At 58.2% G+C, this 22,056-nt stretch carries 22 protein-coding genes; 9 read left to right on the plus strand and 13 right to left on the minus strand.

Features of this window, described 5'->3' with window-relative positions:
* Positions 1-144: 144 nt before the first annotated feature.
* The 4 genes from B3M52_RS17730 to B3M52_RS17745 are packed head-to-tail and all read left to right on the plus strand — an operon-like array spanning position 145 to position 3,767.
* Positions 145-1,341: an acyl-CoA dehydrogenase family protein gene (locus B3M52_RS17730; protein WP_075195538.1), complete on the plus strand. Its 1,197-nt coding sequence runs from the start codon at positions 145-147 to the stop codon at positions 1,339-1,341.
* Positions 1,342-1,351: 10 nt separating this feature from the next.
* Complete coding sequence (locus B3M52_RS17735; RefSeq protein ID WP_075195539.1) at positions 1,352-2,494, plus strand: acyl-CoA dehydrogenase family protein; 1,143 nt, start codon at positions 1,352-1,354, stop codon at positions 2,492-2,494.
* 17 nt (positions 2,495-2,511) lie between these two features.
* Positions 2,512-3,273: a class II aldolase/adducin family protein gene (locus tag B3M52_RS17740; protein WP_091641502.1), complete on the plus strand. Its 762-nt coding sequence runs from the start codon at positions 2,512-2,514 to the stop codon at positions 3,271-3,273.
* Between the two features lie 38 nt (positions 3,274-3,311).
* A complete protein-coding gene (locus B3M52_RS17745; protein WP_036202105.1) occupies positions 3,312-3,767 on the plus strand; it encodes a MaoC family dehydratase in 456 nt (151 codons plus the stop codon).
* 78 nt (positions 3,768-3,845) lie between these two features.
* Here the strand turns inward: B3M52_RS17745 and B3M52_RS17750 are convergent, their stop codons facing one another.
* The 12 genes from B3M52_RS17750 to B3M52_RS17805 form a co-directional block, all read right to left on the minus strand.
* Positions 3,846-4,994, minus strand: a complete 1,149-nt coding sequence (locus B3M52_RS17750; RefSeq protein WP_075195540.1) for an ABC transporter substrate-binding protein — start codon at positions 4,992-4,994, stop codon at positions 3,846-3,848.
* A gap of 53 nt (positions 4,995-5,047) precedes the next feature.
* A complete protein-coding gene (locus B3M52_RS17755; RefSeq protein ID WP_007155440.1) occupies positions 5,048-5,755 on the minus strand; it encodes an ABC transporter ATP-binding protein in 708 nt (235 codons plus the stop codon).
* Complete coding sequence (locus tag B3M52_RS17760; RefSeq protein WP_036202098.1) at positions 5,742-6,512, minus strand: ABC transporter ATP-binding protein; 771 nt, start codon at positions 6,510-6,512, stop codon at positions 5,742-5,744. The genes B3M52_RS17755 and B3M52_RS17760 overlap by 14 nt, the downstream gene beginning before the upstream one ends.
* A complete protein-coding gene (locus B3M52_RS17765) occupies positions 6,505-7,536 on the minus strand; it encodes a branched-chain amino acid ABC transporter permease (RefSeq protein WP_085681908.1) in 1,032 nt (343 codons plus the stop codon). Before B3M52_RS17765 ends, B3M52_RS17760 begins: the two co-directional genes overlap by 8 nt.
* 2 nt (positions 7,537-7,538) lie before the next feature.
* Positions 7,539-8,402, minus strand: a complete 864-nt coding sequence (locus B3M52_RS17770; RefSeq protein WP_007155443.1) for a branched-chain amino acid ABC transporter permease — start codon at positions 8,400-8,402, stop codon at positions 7,539-7,541.
* Between the two features lie 161 nt (positions 8,403-8,563).
* Entirely contained in the window at positions 8,564-10,231 is a 1,668-nt protein-coding gene (locus tag B3M52_RS17775) for a long-chain fatty acid--CoA ligase (RefSeq protein WP_091641499.1), read from the minus strand.
* Positions 10,232-10,253: 22 nt separating this feature from the next.
* The gene (gene surE, locus B3M52_RS17780; RefSeq protein WP_075195566.1) at positions 10,254-11,033 is read right to left on the minus strand and encodes a 5'/3'-nucleotidase SurE; all 780 of its coding nucleotides are present in this window, start codon (positions 11,031-11,033) and stop codon (positions 10,254-10,256) included.
* 14 nt (positions 11,034-11,047) lie between these two features.
* Positions 11,048-12,112, minus strand: a complete 1,065-nt coding sequence (locus tag B3M52_RS17785; protein ID WP_075195543.1) for a phosphotransferase — start codon at positions 12,110-12,112, stop codon at positions 11,048-11,050.
* Between the two features lie 169 nt (positions 12,113-12,281).
* The gene (locus B3M52_RS17790; protein WP_075195544.1) at positions 12,282-13,049 is read right to left on the minus strand and encodes an SDR family NAD(P)-dependent oxidoreductase; all 768 of its coding nucleotides are present in this window, start codon (positions 13,047-13,049) and stop codon (positions 12,282-12,284) included.
* Between the two features lie 176 nt (positions 13,050-13,225).
* Positions 13,226-14,428, minus strand: coding sequence for an acyl-CoA dehydrogenase family protein (locus B3M52_RS17795; protein WP_075195545.1), 1,203 nt, complete (start codon positions 14,426-14,428; stop codon positions 13,226-13,228).
* Positions 14,429-14,452: 24 nt separating this feature from the next.
* Complete coding sequence (locus tag B3M52_RS17800) at positions 14,453-14,893, minus strand: PaaI family thioesterase (protein ID WP_036202088.1); 441 nt, start codon at positions 14,891-14,893, stop codon at positions 14,453-14,455.
* Entirely contained in the window at positions 14,893-15,687 is a 795-nt protein-coding gene (locus tag B3M52_RS17805) for an SDR family NAD(P)-dependent oxidoreductase (protein ID WP_075195546.1), read from the minus strand. The genes B3M52_RS17800 and B3M52_RS17805 overlap by 1 nt, the downstream gene beginning before the upstream one ends.
* Positions 15,688-15,827: 140 nt before the next feature.
* Between B3M52_RS17805 and B3M52_RS17810 the strand changes: the two genes are divergently transcribed.
* Positions 15,828-17,414: a class I adenylate-forming enzyme family protein gene (locus B3M52_RS17810; RefSeq protein WP_075195547.1), complete on the plus strand. Its 1,587-nt coding sequence runs from the start codon at positions 15,828-15,830 to the stop codon at positions 17,412-17,414.
* A 1-nt stretch (position 17,415) separates the two neighbouring features.
* Here the strand turns inward: B3M52_RS17810 and B3M52_RS17815 are convergent, their stop codons facing one another.
* Positions 17,416-18,156, minus strand: coding sequence for an enoyl-CoA hydratase/isomerase family protein (locus tag B3M52_RS17815; RefSeq protein WP_227662326.1), 741 nt, complete (start codon positions 18,154-18,156; stop codon positions 17,416-17,418).
* Between the two features lie 171 nt (positions 18,157-18,327).
* Between B3M52_RS17815 and dctP the strand changes: the two genes are divergently transcribed.
* The 4 genes from dctP (at position 18,328) to B3M52_RS17835 (ending at position 22,019) form a co-directional block, all read left to right on the plus strand.
* Positions 18,328-19,377, plus strand: a complete 1,050-nt coding sequence (gene dctP / locus B3M52_RS17820) for a TRAP transporter substrate-binding protein DctP (RefSeq protein ID WP_075195549.1) — start codon at positions 18,328-18,330, stop codon at positions 19,375-19,377.
* 81 nt (positions 19,378-19,458) lie between these two features.
* A complete protein-coding gene (locus B3M52_RS17825; protein WP_036202080.1) occupies positions 19,459-20,007 on the plus strand; it encodes a TRAP transporter small permease subunit in 549 nt (182 codons plus the stop codon).
* A complete protein-coding gene (locus B3M52_RS17830; RefSeq protein WP_007155586.1) occupies positions 20,004-21,314 on the plus strand; it encodes a TRAP transporter large permease in 1,311 nt (436 codons plus the stop codon). Before B3M52_RS17825 ends, B3M52_RS17830 begins: the two co-directional genes overlap by 4 nt.
* A 123-nt stretch (positions 21,315-21,437) precedes the next feature.
* Positions 21,438-22,019, plus strand: coding sequence for a hypothetical protein (locus tag B3M52_RS17835; protein WP_075195550.1), 582 nt, complete (start codon positions 21,438-21,440; stop codon positions 22,017-22,019).
* The last annotated feature ends 37 nt before the right edge of the window (positions 22,020-22,056 follow it).

Consider the following 22,056-nt stretch of genomic DNA (forward strand, 5'->3'; position numbering starts at 1 on the left):
AAACCAAATTTTAATGAAATCGGTAATTACTCTGTGTTTTGTTGTTTCATTAGCATTGACAGACGAGCAACCCATGAAAGATCATTGAGTAATTCTGCTATGCGGTATATATTTTCGCTGTAATGCATTAACGAGGTTGATTCGATGAACATGAACTACACCGCCGAGGAACTCGCCTTCCGTGACGAAGTGCGTGCGTTCCTGGATGAAAAGCTGCCGGCCGACATCGCCGCCAAAGTGAAAGGATTCCGCCGCCTGTCCAAAGAGGACCATCAGCGCTGGCAGAAAATCCTTTGCGAGCAGGGCTGGTACGCGACCCACTGGCCGGAAGAGTACGGCGGTGTAGAGTGGACGCCCGTGCAAAAGCACATCTGGGACGAAGAATCCTGCCGTTACGGCGTTCCCCGCTCCATCCCGTTCGGGGTGAATATGGTGGCGCCGGTGATCATCAAGTTCGGCAGCGAGGAACAGAAACAGGCGTACCTGCCGCGCATCCTCAGCGGCGAGGACTGGTGGTGCCAGGGGTATTCCGAACCCGGCGCGGGCTCTGACCTGGCGTCTCTTAAAACCCGTGCTGTGCGTGATGGCGACCATTACATTGTTAACGGCCAGAAAACCTGGACCACCCTGGGCCAGCACGCCAACATGATCTTCTGCCTGGTGCGTACCAACACCGAGGTCAAGAACCAGGAAGGTATTTCGTTCCTGCTCATCGATATGGACACACCGGGCATTACCGTGCGCCCCATCATCACTCTGGATGGTGAGCATGAAGTTAACGAAGTGTTCTTCGAGGACGTGAAGGTGCCGGTTGAGAACCTGGTGGGCGAAGAGGATAAAGGCTGGACCTATGCCAAGTATCTTCTGACTTACGAGCGCACCGGCCTGGCCGGTATCGGTATGTCCAAGGCAGCACTGTCGCACCTGAAAAACCTGGCATCACGCCGCCTGAAAAACGGTCGGCCGCTGCTTGAGGACCCCTCATTCAGTCAGCGCATCGCCAAAGTGGAAATCGACCTCACGGCAGCCGCCATCAGCAACCTGCGTATTATTGCCTCTGTTGAAGGTGGCGGTGTGCCGGGTGCGGAAAGTTCCATGCTGAAAGTAAAAGGCACCGAGATCCGCCAGGCCATCAATGATCTCGCCCGCCGCGCGATCGGGCCCTATGCCCTGCCGTTCCTCGAAGAGGAGATGAATATGGATTACGAGGGCGACTTCCTGTCGGATAAAGATGCCGCTCCCCTGTCGGCCCAGTACTTCAACAACCGCAAGCTGTCGATCTTCGGCGGATCCAACGAGATCCAGAAGAACATCGTGTCGAAAATGATTCTCGGGCTTTAAGGAGACGACCATGGATTTCCGACTTAATGAAGAGCAGCAGATGCTGCAGGACACCGTGGAACGGCTGGTGCGCGGTGAGTACAGTTTTGAAAAACGACTGGCGTTCAGTGAGACGGAACTGGGCTTCAGCGCCGATTTCTGGCAGCAGCTTAGCGAGCTGGGCCTGACCGCTGTACCTTTTTCCGAGGAACTCGGTGGCTTTGGCGGCAGCGGTGTGGAAGTTCAGTCCGTTATGACTGAGCTGGGCCGCGGGCTTTGCCTGGAGCCATATGTGCAGTCCATTATTCTGGGCGGCGGCCTGATTGGCCAGGCAGGCAACGACCCCCAGAAAGACACCTGGCTGGCCGGCATCGCCAGCGGCGAACTGAAAGCCGCTGTAGGCCTGCAAGAGCCCCAGAGCTTCTATGACCTGAATAACGTGGAAACCCGTGCCGAGAAAAACGGCGAGGGCTATGCTCTGAACGGCCGCAAGGCCGTGGTGATCAGCGGCCACTGTGCCGACCTGATCGTGGTGTCCGCACGCACCTCAGGCGACGCCCGCGATGCCGACGGCATCAGCCTGTTTGCCCTGAGCCCGGATACCGCTGGCGTTGAGCGCCGAGCTTACCCCACTATCGACGGCTCCCGCGGCTGTGACATTACCTTGAACAACGTCCAGGTCGGTGCCGACGCGTTGCTGGGAGAAGAAGGCAAGGCTAGCGGGGTGATCGAGTATCAGGCCGGTCGCGCCATCGCCGCCATCTGCGCCGAGGCTGTGGGTGTCATGGAAATGGCCAATGAGCTGACTCTGGATTACCTCAAACAGCGCAAGCAGTTTGGCGTGCCTATCGGCCGGTTCCAGGTGTTGCAGCACCGTATGGTGGATATGATGTCGGAACTGGAGCAGGCTCGTTCCATGGCAATTCTTGCCGCCAGCGTCGCCGACAGCGAACCCAGTGATGAACGCCGCCGCGTGCTGGCCGCCGCCAAGAACGTGATTGGCCGTGCCGGTCAATTCATCTCCGAGGCCGGCATTCAGTCCCACGGTGGTATCGGCATGACCTGGGAGTATAACTTTGCCCACTACGCGAAGCGGCTGATCGCCATCAATCACCAGTTGGGGGATGACGATTACCATCTGGAGCAATACGCCACTTTGTTGCAGGCAGGCTGACAGCTGAGGCTCTCATCATGACGACAACCGACGATCAGTCATCACAACGGGATCTGAGAAAAGCCGAATGGAAGGTCCGTACCGAGCTGGCCGCCGCCTATCGCCTGGTGGCGCTGTTTGGCTGGGACGATCTGGTGTTCACCCACCTTTCGGCACGGGTGCCAGGGCCGGATCATCATTTCCTGATCAACCCCTATGGGCTTCTGTTCCATGAAATCACCGCGTCGTCACTGGTGAAGGTGGATAAGGATGGCCAGGTGGTGGAGTCTGGCGGCCTCGCCCGTGTAAATCCGGCCGGATTCACCATTCACAGTGCCGTTCACATGGGCCGCGAGGATGCCGGAGCGGTGATGCACCTGCACGCGCCGGATGGGGTGGCTGTGTCGGCGCACCGGGATGGTCTGTTGCCCCTGAGCCAGACGGCGATGCTGTGCCTGAATCATCTGAGCTATCACGATTATGAAGGTGTGGCACTGAACCTGGATGAGCGCGAGCGGCTGATCAGGGATCTGGGTGACAAGTCGATGATGATGCTGCGCAATCACGGCGTGCTGACGGCGGGCAAGGACGTGCCGGAGACGTTCACCTATCTGTATTTTCTGATGAAGGCCTGCGAGATCCAGGTCAAGGCCCAGAGTTGTGGGCCAACCTGCATGCCGTCAGAGCAGGCCATTCAGACAACCGCTGACCAGTCTCAGTCGCTGGGTAGTGCGGCGGCATTGACCTGGCCCGCATTGGTTCGGCTTCTGGATAGCAAGAATCCCGGGTACGCTGTTTGAGTCTCTGACTTTGCACCTTGTGCACCATGGAAGCAGATATGCTCTCTGTTGAATTAAACGATCTTGAACATTTTTGCGGCACTACCATTGGCCACAGCCCTTGGAAAACCGTCACCCAGGAGATGATTCAGGCGTTTGCGGACGCCACGGGCGATCACCAGTGGATTCATCTGGATGTTGAGCGGGCCACGCGGGAAACGCCGTGGAAAAGCCCCGTCGCCCATGGGTTTCTGACAGCGTCGCTGATTCCACTGCTGAATCAGGAGGTCATTGACGTGCAGGGCAAAGGCGCCAGCATAAACTACGGCATCAATAAGCTGCGCTTTCCTGCGGCGGTGAAATCCGGGGCGGATATCCGTAGCAAGATGGAATTGCTGGATGTGTCCAGGGTGGATGATCAGCGCACGCTGGCCACCTACCGAACCACCGTGGAAATCCGTGGAGAGGACAAGCCTGCCTGCGTGGCAGAGAACCTGGTGATGTACGTGGCCTGAGCGGTCAGACGCCCGAAGCAACACTAAAAAAGGGGCCCTTGGGCCCCTTTTCTCATTCAGATGGGTGCTGAACCCCCATCACTTGATCTCTTCCCGAACAATCTCGCCGTCTTTCACCACGGCCAGGGTCGTCTCCGTCACGAAACCACCGTTTTCGGTGACTTCGGTGACTTCGTACGGGTTCTTGCGGGTGTCCATGTTTTTCAGGGCATCGCCGATCGCAGCACGGATGGTTTTCGGGTCGGTGGACTCGGTGGCGTCCATGGCTTCCACCAGGGCGTGCAGCGCCAGGTAGTTGTAGGCGGCTTCGGATCCGGGCATTTTGTCGTACTCGGCCTTGTAGCGCTTGATGAAGTCTTTGGCCGCCGGGGTGTCATAGACGCTCAGTGGAACCACGCCGATGGCGCCTTCCACCATGTCCAGGCCACCGGCTACCTGGGCCACTTCGTCAATCTTGGCCTGGTCCATCACGATAAAGCCGCCCTGAAAGCCCATCTGGCGGGCCTGTTGCACCACCAGACCGGTCGGCTCGGAGGCGCCGCCCACAAACATCACGTCCGGGCTTTCTGAAATGATACGGCTGACGCCGGTAAAGAAATCCGCCGATTTGTTGTAGTCCATGGGGTTGTCAGAAACCACTTCTCCCCCTTTGGACTCCCACTCTTTCTTGATCATGGCACCCCAGATTTTGGCGTATTCGTGGGTTGCGCCGCCCATGCCCAGCTTCTTGCCCTCGTGCTCAAGGGCGTAGTCGGTAAAGGCCCGCACGTAGCCATCAAAGGTAGGAGGAATACGCAACGTCAGGCTGTTGCCCTTTTCGGTGATGCTGGGCACGCTGGAGTAGGCCATCACCAGAAAATTGTCTTTCTCGTTGAAGTCCTGGAGGGCAAAAATACCACCGGAGTGAGGCACGAACACCGCCGACACGTTGGACTCCTGCTTCAGTCGCTTGGCATTGGTCGCCGCCTGCGCCGGTGAGTAACGATCGTCCAGGGGGACCAGGTTGACCGTGGTCTTTTCGCCGTTCAGGTCAAAACCGCCCGCCGCGTTGATTTCCGCCACCGCCATTCGCAGCCCGGACAGCGTGTTTTCACCGTATAAAGCAGCGCCGCCACTCAGCGGGCCGGTGAATCCGATGTTGACTTCGCCCGCCATTGCACCGGCGGACAGGCTCATCCCAAGGGTTGCCGCCGCGACAGCCTGACCCAGTTTTCTGACTATTTTCATTGTTGTCTCCTGGTTGTGTTGTGCGTGTCACTCTGATTGTTGTTGTAGGCCGGTCAGGCCCCGATATACGCCTTGCGAACCTGTTCGTTGCCCAGCATCGTCTCCCGGTCGCCTTCCATGACCAGATGGCCGTTCTCCATAACATAAGCACGGTGGGCAATCTTCAGGGCCGCAAACGCATTCTGCTCTGCCAACAGCACGGTTGTGCCCAGGCTGTTGATTTGTTTGACGGTTTCGAACACTTGCTTGACCACCAGGGGAGCCAGGCCAAGGGATGGCTCATCCAGCATCAGCAAGCGGGGGCGGCTCATCATGGCGCGGCCGATGGCCACCATCTGTTGCTGCCCCCCGGACAGAGATCCGGCAGGCTCATCGGCCTTGTCTGCGAGGATCGGGAACAGCTCCAACACTTCGTTCAGGCGCTTGCGGTTGCCCTGCCGATCACGTCGGTGCACGTAGGCCCCCATCATCAGGTTCTGCATGACGCTCATCTGCGGAAACAGTTTTCGGCCTTCGGCACACTGCACTACGCCGCTGGCGACGACCGCACTGGCTTTCATACCGTTGAGCTGTTTGTCTTCGAACTGGATCTCGCCGGCCGTCGGCTTTACCAGGCCACTAATGGCATTGAACAGGCTGCTTTTACCGGCGCCATTGGCCCCGAGTAGAACAACCAGCTCCCCGGCATCCACCGTCATCGAAATATCGGTCAGTGCCTTGAAGCTGCCATAGCAGACGTCGACATGGTTAAGCTGCAGCATCTTCGTCACCTCCCAGATAGGCTTCGATCACCACCGGGTTGTTGCGTACTTCTTCCGGCGTGCCCTCGGCAATCTTTTCACCGTGATCCAGCACCATGATCTTGTCTGCCAGGCTCATGATCATGTCCATCTTGTGCTCGATCAGGCACACGGTGAGTCCTTTTTCATCCACCATTTTCCGCATCAGCGCGGCGAATCCGACGGTTTCTTCCGGATTAACCCCGGCCGCCGGCTCATCCAGCAGGACGATCTTGGGGTCGGTCGCCAGTGCCAGGGCAAAGGCCACCCGCTTGCGTTCTTCCTGGGTGATGTCGGCAATAAACTGCCCGGCAACGTGGGCAAGGCCCACAAATTCCAGGGCTTCCATGGCCTTGTCCCGCGCCGCCTTCTCTTCACGTTGCAGGCGTTTGCTGTTGATCAGCACGTCCCACAGGCCGGATTTCGTCCGCAGCCGGTGCCCCACGATCAGGTTGTCCAGCACGGTTGCCTGCTCAAACAGGTTGGTCGTCTGGAAGGTCCTTCCCACACCCAGGCGTGCGACCCTGTCGCTGGGCAGGTTAGTGACGTCCACGCCGTCCAGCAGGATACGGCCGGAGGTGGGCTGGTGCAGGCCTGAAATAAGGTTGAAAAAGGTGCTCTTGCCAGCACCGTTGGGGCCGATAATGGCGTTGATCCTGCCGGCTTCGAACTCCACCGACACATCGCTCACCGCCGCCAGACCGCCAAACATTTTGGTGACGTTTTCTACCTTAAGCATTGCTCTCTGCCTCCCGGTTCTGTGCGGTGTTGACCTTGTTCTCCTGGCGCTTTTTCGTAGGCGCCAGTGCCTGGGACTTGCGATGCATCCAGGTCAGGAAGGAGCCGGTAATGCCCCGGGGGAAGAAGATCACCAATAGCACCAGCAGCGGCCCGAAAATGATCATTCGGTACTCTTCCAGGAACTGCAGTGACTGGGTAATCCACACAATGCCCACGGTGCCCAGCAACGGCCCCATAATGGTGCCGATACCGCCCACCAGCAGATAGGTGATCATGTCGAAGGTGTGGTTGATATTGGCCTCTTCCGGGCCGATGAAACGGACCATCCCGGCATACAGGGCACCTGCCAGACCGGCATAGGTCGTGGACAGTACAAAGGCGAGGACTTTATTGCGCATCAGGTTGATCCCGAGGGACTGGGCCAGTTCATCACCGTTGCGGATGGCAATGAAGGTACGACCCAGCAGGGACTTGGACAAACGCCCCATGAACCAGATTGCGAACACCAGGAAGGCCAGCACCAGGTAGTAGAACGGGGTGGTGTCTGTAAAGTCCACCAACCCAAAGCCATAGGGTGCGGCGATATCTCGGACACCGATGGCACCATGGGTCAGCTCTTCCCACTTGTCGATCAGCAGGTAGATGATAAAGCCCACACACAGGGTGAATATCGCAAAGTAATGCTCTTTCAGGCGCAGCGAAACGATGCCCACGAGAAACCCGAGCACCGCCGTCATCACCAGCGCACCCAGGAAGGCAGGCCAGAAACTCCAGCCATAGTCGGCAGTCAGCAGGCCAAGGGTGTAGGCTCCGATGGCAAAAAAACCGCCGTGGGCCAGGTTCAGCTGGCCGCAAAAACCGGTAATGATGTTCAGGCCGTAGACCGCGATCGCCCAGACAAAGGCGGTCGCCATCACGTACACCTGGTACTCATTCGCGGCGACCAGCGGGAACAGTATGGCGAAGGCCAGCATCAGGTACTTGGCGGCTGGCGTCATCAGCAGGGAAGCGACTTTGAACATGATCAGTGCGCCCCCTTCGCGAACAGGCCCTGTGGACGAACTGACAGAATCAGCACCAGCAGACCAAAGGCAATAATGTCTTTATAGGACGTCGAGATGTAAAAGCCGCCGAGGGCTTCAGCGAAACCGATAATCATGCCGCCGGCAATGGCGCCAGGCACGCTACCCATGCCACCGAGTATGATAATGACGAAGGCTTTCATGATGACCAGGTGCCCCATGGCGGGATACACCAGATTGATGGGCGCATAGAGTGTGGCGGCAAACGCGGCCAGCATGCCCGAAATCGCAAACGTCATCATCGCCACCCGGTTGGCATCAATGCCCACCAGGAAGGCACCTTCACGACTCTGCGCCATGGCGATAATGGTCGCCCCCGTCATGGTCTTGCGCAGGAAAAGCTGCAGGGCCACTACCAACACGAACGCCCCCGCAATGATCAGCAGGCGCTGTTCAGGAATAATCAGTCCGTCGAAATTCATGATGCCGGTAAATGGCGATGACATACGGCGGAAGTCCGACCCCCAGAACATCTGCACCACCGCTTCCAGAAACAGCAGAATACCAATGGCGGCGATCTTGTCGTGGATCGGTGGCGAATGCCTCAGTGGGTGGAACACCAGACGCTCACACAGTATCGCCAGGACAGCGACCACCGCGGCCGAACCGGCCATGGCAATCCAGTAGTGCGCGCCCAGGTCCACCATGAAAAAGTAGGACATGAATGCCCCGACCATATAGAGCGCGCCATGGGCAAAATTGGGGATATGAAGTATCCCGTAGACCAGGGTCAGGCCCAGGGCTACGAGACCGTAGATACTCCCCAGGGTTAACCCGTTGATGATTTGTTGTAGGAAAAGGCTCAAGTGTGCTCCTCCGCTGTTTTGTTGTTGTTGCGAGTTATGCGGTTTTGGGCAGGGCCTTGCGACCCATCTATCAGCTTAATGAAACAATTGCACCGAACGTCTCGTATGTCAATATTTAGAACGTTATTCCGCAGTGCGGAATAATTAGCATGAATTAACGCTTAGGCTTTAGCCTTCCACTCTTCTTCCTGCAGCGCTCGCCACATCAACTTGCCCGTGGGTGATTTCGGCAACTCATCCACGAACTCGATGATTTCTGGCACTTTGTAGGCAGCCATCTGCTCCTTACACCAACTGACGATGTCCGCTTCGGTGGTACTGGTCTCCGCATCCGGTGTCAGTACGATGCAGGCTTTCACAGTCTCACCGCGTTTGGGGTGGGGCGATGAAATGACGCACACTTCGTGGATGGCCGGATGCCGGTACATCAATCCTTCCACTTCCGAGGGCCACACCTTGAAGCCTGATGCGTTGATCATCCGTTTGACCCGGTCCACCATGAAGAAATAGCCCTCTTCGTCGTAATAAGCGAGGTCACCGGTGCGGAAAAAGCGTTTGCCGTCGATGTCCACGAACGCCGCCTCGGTTTCAGCCGGGCGATGCCAGTACCCCTGGGTTACCTGAGGACCATTGGAAACAATCTCCCCCACTTCGCCCGGGCCTTTCTCTTCCAGGGTCTCAACGTCAATGATGCGGCTATCCACATCGAATACCGGAATACCCAGGCACTGGGGCTTGGGATGATCCGACGGGTTGATGTGGGTGGCGGCCATGGTTTCCGACAGGCCATAACCCTCGATGTAATCCAGGCCGGTCATGGCTTTAAGCTTGGCAGCCACCGCTTCCGGCATTGCCGCTCCACCACCGCCAATGGTGTTGAGGCTGGAAAGGTCGTATTGCCCGATGTCCGGATTCGACAGAAAATCCACCGCCATGGTGACAATGTTGGTCCAGCCGGTGACCTGGTAACGTTCTATCAGCCGGGCGGCGGTTGTGCGATCCCAGCGCGTCATAATGATGGTAGTTGAACCACTGTAGATGGGGCTGTTCATGGAGCCGGTCATACCGGTCACGTGGAAGAACGGCAACGTCGCCAACTGGACAGTGTTGGCGGTGCTCAGATTCCAGAACGCCCGGTGAACCGCTGTGGCCATGACACTGCGGTGCGTATGCATGCATCCCTTGGGCGCGCCGGTGGTCCCGGAACTGTAGGGGATCACCGCCAGGTCGTCCGGGCCTGCGGTGTGCTCTGCCGGCTTGTGATTACCGGCCAGCGCCTGTTCCCAGCTCACCACGCCGGGTACGTCTTTGGACCAGGCCGGTGCAGCCACCTCTGCCGGCAAATCCAGGTCGGTGTCCTTATTGATGTAGGTGTTATAGGACGCCACCACCACCCGCTCAAGATCCGTGCTGTCCAGCATCGGCAGGATAAAGTCGGCCAGTTCCTGACCGGCCAGGCACACCCTCGAACCGGTATCGGCAATGTAGTGTTCCAGCTCTGCAGCCCGGTTCATCGGATTCACCGGAATCACCACGGCGTCGGCTCGCAGTATGGCGTAGTAGGCAACGGCATACTGGGGGGAGTTCTGCATGTAGAGCAGAACACGGTCACCTTTCTTCACTCCTTGAGCCTGAAGATAGCCGGCCATCGCTTCCACTTCCGTCAGCAGCTGCCTGTAGCTCATGGGCGCATCGTAGTAGATGGTCGCTGTATGGTCCGGATACCGCAGGGCAGATATTTGCAGGTTGATGAAAACGCTGGTGTCAGGCAGTGTCATGCTCTTTGGTAATTCTTTTGGCCAGACGCTGTGGTGGCGTGTAAATGTCATTGTTGTCATCCCCTCAGTCAATTCAGTGAGCCGCAGCGGCGGCCAGATCGAATATTCCAGTACCACCGGGCAGGGCTTCCCGGTGACGCAATGGCGTTATCGCAATGGCTTTTTCCCGCAGCACGGTGACGTCTTCATCCGGTGCCGTAATGTGCCGGGAACTGCGATCGAACCCCAGCCACCAATAAGGCAGGCTACGGGCATCCTGCCCTGCCAGCAGGCGGGGCCGCTGAATGGAGCCGGTGGATTGGTTGCACCATTGCGCTTGCCGGATCACACCGGCGTCGCAGGCCGGAAAGTTCACATTCCAGGCCCGGTTTTCGCCCGGTTGCCAGAGCTTGCGGATTACCTGCTCGCCGAACGCCGACACCGGCGACCAGTCAACGCCTTCCCGGCTCAGGAAGGCCTGGCTCAGCGCAATGGCGGGTATGCCCATATGTTCGGCGCTGAGCACCGCGCCCACGGTTCCGGAGTACTGCACCGAATCACTGATATTGGCGCCGCAGTTCACACCGGACAGCACCAGATCCGGCGGGTTATCACCAAACCAATGGGCCAGCGAGTACAACACACAGTCTGCGGGGGTACCGGACACGGCATAGCGTTTCTCACCGTTTTCATACACCCGCAGCGGGTCGTGAATGGAGATGCTCTGCCCTGCGCCACTGCGATCATGCTCCGGCGCCACCACCCAGACTTCTTCCGCCAGATTGCGGGCAATCCGTTCGAGAATCGCCAGCCCAGGTGCGTTGATGCCGTCATCGTTGGTGATCAGGATGCGACGGACCATCGGTTCCGTGATTGCAGCAGTCTGGCTCATGACCGGTCTCCTTCACTGGCTATTTTCCAGCCCGCTTCCGCCAGCTGGCTTGCACGTTTGCCAACCTGCAGGGCATCGGCATTGGCGGCATTTCCCTGCAACGCGCGGGCATAGACCCCCTGAACAATCGCCGCCAGACGGAACAGGGAAAACGCCAGGAACACATGCCAGTCCGCAATGCCATCGCGACCGGTCTGTTGGCAGTAACGGGCAATGGTTTCCTGCTCAGTGGGAACGCCCAGTGCCTCCAGATCCTCCCCCAACAAACCGCGGGAACCTTCCATGTCCGAAGGCAGGTGGTACGGCAGGCAGTAATAGGCAAGATCCGCCAGCGGATGACCAAGAGTAGACAACTCCCAGTCCAGAATGGCGATCACGTCCGGTTTGTCCGGTGCCAGCATCAGGTTGCCAAAGCGGTAGTCACCATGGGCAATAGCGCACTCATCGGTGGATGGCAGGTTTTTCGGAAGCCACTCCATGAGTTTGTTCATGGCGGACTGCTCGTCCGTTTTCGACGCCAGGTACTGCTTGGTCCAACGGGATACCTGCCGTGCCACATAGCCTTCCGGACGGCCATAATCCCCAAGGCCGATTTGGTTAACATCCACCGAGTGCAGTGCTGCCAGGGTGTCGATAGCCGACCGATGGGCCGACATCCGCTCCTGACGATCCAGCGCCCGCAGTGCCGGATGACTAACTATGCGGCCTTCCAGATAATCCATAACGTAGAACGGCGTACCGATGATGCTGCTGTCTTCACACAAAGCCCGGGTGGCCGGCACGGGCACGCTGGTGTGTTCGGACAAAGCGCGCATGACTTTGTATTCCCGCTCCACCATGTGGGCGGAGGGCAGTGTTTTTCCCGGTGGCTTTTTGCGCAGAACGTACTGACCGCTGTCGGTGTCCAGTAGAAACGTGGGGTTCGACTGCCCGCCCTGGAATTGCTGTACGTCCAGCTTGGTGCCGAAACCTGGTATGGCTCGCTGTAGCCAGGTCCGGAGGCTGTCTTCATCAAATTGGTGGGCTGGCAAAACGTCTACCAACTCTGGGTTCATGGCCATCTTTTCTGTTGCCTTCATTTATTGCGTGACAGCCCCGTCATGGGGGCGGCGGCCGGCGGGTGGGGGTGTCTTTCTTCCGGGAAAAAGAACTCGCTGCGCTCGGACACCTTTTTCCCTGCACAAAGACACCCCCACCCACCTGCCTCGGCGTGCTTTCGTTGATGCCTTCTTAACAAATGGTTTCGCCGCCGTCGGCTACGATGACCTGTCCGGTGACGTAGGCACTCGCCTTTGTTGACAGGAAGACGGCCAGGCCGGCGATGTCGACCGGGTCACCGATTCTGCGCAGTGGGGTTTTGTCTTCGGCGCGTTTAACGCGGACCGGGTCTTCCCACAGGGCTTTGGCAAAGTCGGTTTTGATCAGGCCGGGGGCGATGCTGTTCACTCGAATGCCCTTTGGCCCCCACTCCACTGCCAGATTCCGGGCCAACGCCGCTTCCGCTGCCTTGGAAACACCGTAAGTACCGATGGTGGTATTGCCACGGATTCCGGCGATGCTGGACAGAAGAACAACCGCACCTTCACCTTTCCCGGCCATCTGCGGCAGCACCATGTTGGTGAGCCAGAAGGTGCCTTTGACGTTGGTGTCCATGATCTTGTCCCAGGCTTCGTCGGTCATTTCGGCGGTGGTGCCGTAGACCGGGTTGGTGGCGGCGTTGCACACCAGCACATCGATAGAACCCCAGGCTTCGTTGGTTTTATCCACCAGGTTCTGCAGGTCTTCCTTCTTACCCACATGACAGGGAATGGCGATGGCCTCGTAGCCCTGCTCTTTCAATTCATTGGCGACCTGCTCACAGGCATCGGCCTTGCGGCTGGAGATGACAACTTTGGCACCCAGGCGAGCCATTTCTTCGGCGATGGAACGGCCGATGCCTTTGGTGGAACCGGTGATCAGGGCGACTTTTCCGGTCATATCGAAAAGCGGGTTGTTCATACAGACACCTCATTGTCGAAAATCTTTCTCAGAGCTATGGGAACGAACGGGGAGGAACCTGCCGGGACCGTCAAAAACATGGATGTTTTTGTCGAGCGTACATGGACGTATTCACAGCGCGTCCCGGCAGGTTCCTCCCCGTTCGTTCACGCACCCGACAAAGCGGGCCAAAACAATTACCGGTATTGTTTGAGCTCCAGCTTGGCAACAGAATCAAGATGCACCTCATCCGGCCCGTCCGCCAGCCGCAACGTCCGCACCTTGGCCCAGGCTTCGGCCAGGAACGTGTCCTGAGACACGCCCGCGCCACCGTGAACCTGAATCGCCCGGTCCAACACCTTCAGCGCCATGCTCGGTGCGATCACCTTGATCATCGCAATCTCCTGACGAGCCACCTTATTGCCAACGGTGTCCATCATGTGCGCCGCTTTCAGGGTCATCAGCCGAGCCTGTTCAATCTCCATGCGACTGCGGGCAATATCCTTGCGAATGGAATCGAAACTCGACAGCGGCTTACCGAAAGCCTCGCGGGCATTGGCACGCTTGCACATCAGCTCGAGGGCACGCTCGGCAACCCCGATGGTGCGCATACAGTGGTGAATACGGCCCGGCCCAAGGCGGCCCTGAGCAATTTCAAAACCACGGCCCTCACCCAACAGAATGTTGTCCACCGGCACCCGCACATTGTCATACTGAATCTCAGCGTGGCCGTGAGGGGCATGGTCGTAGCCAAACACCGTCAGCGGGCGGATCATCTTCACGCCCGGCGTGTCCAGCGGCACCAGAATCATCGACTGCTGCTTGTGCTTCTCAGCCCCCGGATCGGTCTTGCCCATAACAATGGCGATTTTAGAGGTGGTGGTCATGGCACCTGACGACCACCACTTACGGCCATTGATCACATACTCATCGCCTTCGCGACGGATTTCACAGGCAATATTGGTGGCATCGGAAGAGGCCACGTCAGGCTCGGTCATGGAGAAGCAGGAGCGGATTTCGCCATCAAGCAGGGGCTTCAGCCACTTGTCCTGCTGCTCTTTGTTGCCGTAGCGGGCGATGGTTTCCATGTTGCCGGTGTCCGGCGCGGAGCAGTTGAACACCTCCGGCGCCATGGCCGAGCGCCCCATGACTTCACACAGATGGGCGTACTCATAGTTGGTCAGACCGGCACCGAATTCACTGTCGGGCAGGAACAGGTTCCACAGCCCCGCGGCTTTCGCCTTGACCTTCAACTCCTCGACGATCGGTACCGGCGCCCAGCGATTCTCCGCCTGCTCGACCTGTTCATGGTGCTTGTGCTCATTCGGGTAAATATGGGCGTCCATGAATTCGTGAAGCTGCGCCTGCAGTTTTTTGGCTTTGTCAGACAGCTCAAACATTCCAGTACCTCATTGGTTGAAGGATCAGATTGGCACGCCTTCCGGTTTCTCACTCCCGGAGCGAATGCGGAAGGTGCCTTCGGCGATGGCCAGGAGGTTACCCTTGTCGTCGTGAACCTCTCCGGTGCTGTTAAAAATTCGGGTACCGCCGGCCCGTTTGCGGCCGGTGACCCGGATAGTTCCACCGGAACACTGCCCGGTGAACGTTGTCGTCAGCGACAGGGTAATGGCTTTGCGTATCCGGCCGGGATACGGACAGTAGGTGCCGGCCTCGGCCATTGCGATATCCAGCAGCGACGTCAACACACCGCCATGAATCACGCCGCCCAGATTAAGGTGGCAAGGCTGCAGCTCCAGGCCAATCACCGCTTCGTTCTCCTCCCAGGACACCTGGTGATACCCCAGCAGATTGTGAAATCCTGGCAGGTCCTGGCCACCACGGATATGCAGGCTGTCTTCACTCATTACACTTTCATTCCAGGCAGGTTAAGAGAAGCGGTGTTGCCACCGTCCACGGGCAAAGACTGGCCAGTGATGTAGCTGGCGTCATCACTGGCCAGGAACAGAATGGCGGCGGCAATTTCTTCCGGCGCACCATAGCGCCGCAATTCACACCGTGATCCAAGCTTATGGGCTTTCTCATTGGCGTGGGCATAGTCAAAAACAGCCTGGGTCATGCCGGTTTCCACCAGCCCCGGGCACACCGCATTTACGCGTACATTGTCGTTCCCCAGATCGCAGGCAGCAGTCATGGTGAGGTTAACCACACCAGCCTTGGACGCGCTGTAAGCGTTACCACCGGCACCGGAGCGAAGACCGGCCACCGAGGCGGTATTAACAATCGAGCCCAGCTTGCGGGCCTGCATGTGGGGCGCGACATGCTTTATAAACAGCATGGTGCCAATCAGGTTCACCGCCAGCACCTGTTCCCATTCGCCCCGGTCGTTACCGGTAATATCGGGGTGACCACCATTGGTGCTGGCGATGCCGGCAACGTTGCACAGCACGTCAATGCGACCGAAGGTCGAGACAGTCTCGCCCACCAGTGCGCTGACCTGCTCCTCATCAGCCACGTCTCCAATGCGACGCAGGGTTTCCGCTCCCTCGGGCATCAGGCCCTCGGTATCCAGCAGGCCCGCTTCGGACATATCCATCATCACCACCTGCGCACCCTCCCGCGCCAGGCGAACCGCCGTGGCCCTGCCGATACCACTGCCGGCCCCGGTGACGATGGCTACCCGCTTGTCGAAACGCCCCATGCCGATGCTCCTTTTTATAGTTTGTTGCGTCGTCGCGAATTCACCTTCTACTGTAATTTGTCACGCCTTCCGGTTTTGAGTCAATATATTCGGAAGTAAATTTCACTAGATAAAACATCAGAACCACAATAGGCGAAAAAATGAAAAACACGCAGCACATGCCCGTCTATGCCCCCACCGATCCCGATGAGTCCATGGACGCCATTGGCCAACGCATCCAGCACCTCGCCCTCGAACGCCCGGACCATATCGCACTCATCGATGGGGAGACCCAACTCAACTGGCAGGCGCTTGTCAGGCGAGCCAACCGCATCGCCAACCGGCTGCGATCCGCCGGCCTGAAACAAGGTGACGCCGTAGCGGGTTTGTCAGAAAACAGCATCCATTATGTTGCTCTGTACCTGGGGACGTTGGTGGCCGGCGGTTGCATGGTGCCGCTTTCAGGCATGGCGAGTGGCAGCAGCCTGGCACTGATGCTGAATGACTGCAGAGCCCGCTTCCTGTTTGTTTCCAAGAAGAACATCGAGCTGTTTGAAGGCATTGCCGATAAGCTCGATACGCTCGGGCGCGATCAATGTATAGCGCTCGATGGCCACAGCCCGGGAATGCGCCTGGACCTTGCGTCCTGGCTGGGCGATATTGGCGCGGAGGCGCGCCCGGCCACGGTCACCCTGGATGATCCGTTCAATGTCATTTACAGCTCGGGCACGACCGGCACCCCCAAGGGCATTCTTCACGATTACCGTTTCCGCCAGCGCCAGATGGTCCGAATGAGTCGCTTCGGGCTTGATGGCAACGCCGTTAACCTGGTGTCCACGCCGATGTACTCCAACACCACGCTGGTGTCCGTACTGCCAACTCTGTTCTACGGCGGGACCCTGGTGCTGATGGCAAAGTTCGATGCCCGGCGGTTCCTGGAAATGGCCGAACGCTACCGCGTGACCCACGCCATGCTGGTGCCGGTCCAGTACCAACGCATCCTCGCCGATCCGGAATTCAATCGCTTCGACCTGTCCGCGTTCCAGCTCAAGTTGTGCACCAGCGCTCCCCTCAGGGCGGACGTCATCCGGGAAGCCATGGAGCGCTGGCCGGGCAACATCCGCGAGGTGTATGGCCTGACCGAAGGCGGCATCTCCACCAGCCTGGACTGCGCGGCCCACCCGGACAAATGGGACTCCGTGGGAAAACCCACCGAAGGCGCGGAAGTTCGGGTAATTGACGAGGAGGGCAACGAGCTGCCCCGGGGCGAGACCGGGGAGATCGTGGGCCGCGCCATCTCCATGATGCGGGGATATATCAACCGCGAGGAACAGACCCGGGACATGCTCTGGACCAGCCCCGAGGGCCTGGTCTTCTATCGCAGCGGTGATATGGGCCGAGTCGATGAAGAAGGTTTTGTGTATATCCTGGACCGACGCAAGGACATGATCATCTCCGGCGGTTTCAACATCTACGCGGTGGATCTCGAAAAGGTACTGCTGGCCCATCCGGCCGTCGCCGACGTTGCGGTGATTGGCATTCCCAGCGAACAATGGGGCGAAACCCCGCTGGGGCTGGTGGTGCTCAAGCCCGGCTGCACAGAGGATGAGGCGGAGATCCTCGAGTGGACCAATGGTCAACTGGGCAAGGCCCAGCGCCTGACGGCCATTGAATTCCGCCCGGAGCTGCCCCGTTCCACCATTGGCAAGGTGTTGAAGCGCGATCTGCGGGCGCCTTACTGGCCCTGAACTAGCCCTTGCCCATGCGCGCAAGGGCGGCCCGGCAGTCCTCCGACCGCAGTCTGTCGGCAAACACGGAGCGTTCCCTCTCAAGGGCCTCGCTCACCGCTTCCCGCCAGGGCGCCTTGATGAGGCGCTTGGTGGCCCGCAGGGCTTCCCGGGGTTTAGCCGCGAGCGCGTCAGCCTGTGCCAATGCTTCATCCACCGCCAGCCCATCATCAACCACATGACTGACCAGGCCACATTCCCTAGCTTCCTCGCCGTTCAGAGTGTCTCCCATCAGTAGCAGATCCGCGGTACGCCGGGAACCCAGATGCAACGGCATGGTCACGGTAGAAGCCGCCTCCGGCACCAGCCCCAGATCCACAAAGGCGGTTTTGAAACGTGCGGAGCGGCCAGCGATGACGGAGTCACAATGCAACAACAGGGTAGTGCCGATCCCGATGGCAAGTCCTTCCACCGCAGCAATGATGGGCGTATCGCACACCATCAGGGCTTCGATAAAAGCCAGACCCGCAGAGGGCTTCGGATTCTTATCCGTAGCGCGGGCGCGGAAATCATCGAGATCATTGCCGGCGGTAAAAACACCACCGTCACCGCTGAGCACAATGGCATGCACGCTTGTATCTGCCGCTGCTTTGCTCACACCTTCGGCCAGCGCCCGGTACATATCGCGAGTCAATGCGTTTTTTTTGTCCGTCCTGCTGATCACCAGGTGGGCCACACCTGGCTGATTTTGGGTGATGATCACGATGAATGCCTCCATGAACTAAACTTTGGTAATGGAATATCGGCAACCATCCTATTGCAAAAAGCAAAGTGTGTGATAGATTCAGATACACGGATTCATTCTGCAGTCACTAATTCCGCACAGTGAAATCACGAACAGGACGTCCAACACAATAATGATCGAGGTCCAGCAATGAAGATACTAACAACCGCCAGAAAAACCCTGATCACGTACGGTTCTGCCCTGACCCTGGGCCTGACCGCCGCACTGGCCAGCGCTCCGGCAGCTGCCGCTGAAGAAAGCTTTACCTGGAAGGTCCAATCCCATTGGCCTGGCTCCAGCAGTTCCTATGAAGACAGTCTGGTTCGACTCAAGACCATTCTTGAAGAGCGCACCGATGGCCGTCTGGAGCTGGAACTTTACGAAGCAGGCTCGCTGTTTAAAGCCAAGGAAATCTTCAACGCTGTCAGCCGGGGCATCCTGGAAATGGGCACCATTTCCCCGGCTTACGCCCAGGACAAGATCACCCTCGCGGGTATTGCCTCGGGCCTGCCGTTTGCCTTCCGTAATGTCTGGGAAGCCGCCTATTTCCATCAGGGCCTCGGGTTCGAACAGATGCTTCGCGATGAAGCGGCCAAACACAATGTCTATTGGGCGACTGACAAGGTCTACCCGACCGAGATGGTGGTCAAGCAGCCTATTAATAGCTGGGAAGACTTCACCAAGCTGAAAATCCGCTCCTCTGGTGCGCTGCAAAGCTTTCTGACCGACGCCGGTGCCGCCGCATCCTACATCCCGGGCAGCGAACTCTACTCCGCCCTGGACTCCGGCATTGTTGACGGTGCCCACTGGGGGGCTTCTCAGGGCGCATTCAGTATGGGCCTGTATGAAGTGGCCAAATACCACGTGCAGCCAGCACTGAACATTGCCGGCACCGACGTCATCATTGTCAGCCAGAAAGCGTTGAACAAGTTGCCCGAGGATATGCAGAACATCGTCAAGCAGGCCCTTGAGGAACAGTTCTGGTTCCGTACCAACGAGTATCAGTACAAGGAACGCATCACGCTGGCCAAGGCCATCAGCGAACACAATGTTCAGGTCAACACCTTGCCGGAGGACGTTCAGAACCGTCTGACCCAGACCGCACAGACGTTGTGGGATGAGGAAGGCAAGCGCAGCGACAACGCCCAGAAGGCGCTGGACATGCTGAAAGACTACCTGTCAGAGCTTGGTTACCTGTAAACGCCTGACACCTGAAACCGGCCGGGCCAGCTTTTCAGGCCCGGCTTTGCTTTTGAACGAACCGTTTCCCGGAGAATACCAATGGGTGTGTTGAGCGCATTCATGAGAGGGGTTACCCGTCTCAATGATGTCATCGGGCGCGGGATAGCGCTGATCGTTTTTGCCATGTTCGCATTCCTGATCATGGAGGTGGCGTTTCGCTACCTGTTCAACTCACCCACGGTATGGACCAACGAACTGACCCAGATGCTGTTTGGCATCTACGCCGTCATGTCCGGGGGTTACATCATGGCTCACCGTGGCCATGTGAATGTTGATCTGCTGCACTCACACCTTCCGCCCCGCGGCCGTGCCGTGCTCGACATTCTGACTTCAACAATATTCTTTATATTCACCCTGGCCCTGCTTTACTTCGGCTACGACATGGCCAGTGAGTCCATTGCCAGCTGGGAAACCTCCTATTCCGCCTGGAACCCGCCTATCTGGCCGGTGAAAGCTGCCATTCCATTGGGCACTGGCCTGCTGGTTCTGCAAGGCATCGTCAAGTTACTGGAAGATATCGCAGTGGCCTTCAACCTCAATTACTACACCCCCGAACCCCAGGACGACGCCAAAGGAGAGCCATTGTGAGCATTGAAATCCTCACGCTGCTGTTCTTCGGCTCCCTGCTGTTTTTCCTGCTTCTGGGCCTGCCACTGGCCTTTGTGCTGGGCGGCGTATCCGTTGTCTTCCTCTACTTCACCTGGGGATTCGACTCCTTCTACATGGTGTCCTCGCAGATCTGGGGCACCATGGAAAGCTTTACCCTGGTGGCGATCCCCCTGTTTGTCTTCATGGCGATGATTCTGGAGCGAACCGGGGTTGCCAAAGACCTGTACCGCATGATGCATCTTTGGTGCGGCGGCCTGCGGGGCGGCCTCGCGATTGGCACCCTTGGCATCTGCGCCGTTTTTGCAGCCATGGTCGGCATCAGTGGCGCGGCGGTCGTCGCCATGGGCACCATCGCTCTGCCCTCAATGCTTGAACGGGGCTACGACAAGAAGATGGCCCTGGGTGTGATCAACACCGGTGGGGGCTGGGGCATACTGATTCCTCCCAGCATTCTGATGATCCTCTATGCCCTGATTACCGGTGTGTCGGTGGGCAAGATGTTCGCTGCCGGCATCATGCCCGGTATTCTGCTGATGGTACTGACCGCCATCTACATCCTGGTGCGCTGCCACCTGCAGCCCGAACTGGCCCCGGCGCTGCCCAAGGAAGAGCGTGGCACCTGGCCGGAGAAGTTGCGTGCCCTGCGGGCGGTACTGCTGCCCATCGGTGTTGTGATCATGGTTCTGGGCTCTATCATTGGCGGCATTACCACGCCAACCGAAGCCGCCGCCATGGGCGTGCTCGGCGCCCTGATATCCGCTGCGGTGTACCGTCAGTTCAAGTGGAGCATCCTGCAGGAAGCGGCGATCCGCACCTTCAAGCTCACCGGTATGATCATGTGGATCCTGTTCGCAGCCCACGCCTTCAGTGCTGCCTATCAGAGCATGGGGGCCCAGGATCTGATCGAGGGGCTGATGAATATGATTCCCGGCGGCCCCTGGGGCATCATCGTCGCCATGATGGTGATCGTGTTCCTGCTGGCCATGGTGCTGGACCCGGTTGGCATCATGTTGATCACGCTGCCGGTATTCATGCCCATCGTTGAGTCCCTGGGATTTGACCCGATATGGTTCGGCATCCTGTTCGTGATCAATATGGAAATCGGCTACATGACGCCGCCTTTCGGTTTCAATCTGTTCTATCTGAAAGGGGTGGTGCCACCGAGCATCACCATGAAGGATATCTACTCATCGATCATTCCCTTTGTGATTGTTGAAATTGTGGGTCTGGGGTTGATCATGATCTTCCCGCAAATTGCCACCTATCTGCCGGATCTGCTGTTCTGAGCCGAGCCTGATCATGGCCGATCATAACCCGGCATGGGTTGTTGCAGGCGGTTTAACAGAGGACTACCTTTAGGGAATCCCGATCAATGGAACCGGGATTCCCAATCACAAGGAGACGTTCTCATGAACCGATTCAGCCCTGCCTTAGTGCCCCTGCTTCTCCTGCTCTTGCTTGCCCCCTTCGCGGCCCAGGCTGAGACCCTGACCGACCAGACCATCCGCTCATTCATCAGCAGCCTGGAAACCCTTCAGGGGATGGAGAGTGAATTCGATGAGATGACGGAGGATTTCCCGGCCGAGAAAGGTGAGCGCGGTGGCGAGATGCCAGACATGTCGCGAATATTCTCATCGTCCATCGAGCGCATGAAGGGTCATGACCTATATAACCGGCTGGAAGACGTGGTGGAGCAACACGGATTCGCCAATCCCGAGTCGTGGGCGAAAACCGGTGACCGCATCTTCCAGGCCTGGAGCGCCCTGGAAATGGGCGAGCAGTCCAACACCATGAATCAGGAAATGGCCAAAGCCATGGAAGAGATCAACAACAATCCACACATGAGCGAAGCCCAAAAACAGCAGATGCGGGACATGATGGGTGGCGCCATGTCTGCCATGGAAACGGCAAGCAACGCACCGGAAGCCGACAAGCGTGCCCTGCGACCGCACCTGGACGCACTGCGCGCCGCAACCGATTCAGACCGTTAAGCAGCACACGCCCCGAATCGAGTAGGAGGGGGAGTTA

Origin of the sequence: Marinobacter sp. UBA2688 (genome assembly GCF_002352785.1) — a bacterium.
Classification (GTDB): domain Bacteria; phylum Pseudomonadota; class Gammaproteobacteria; order Pseudomonadales; family Oleiphilaceae; genus Marinobacter; species Marinobacter salarius.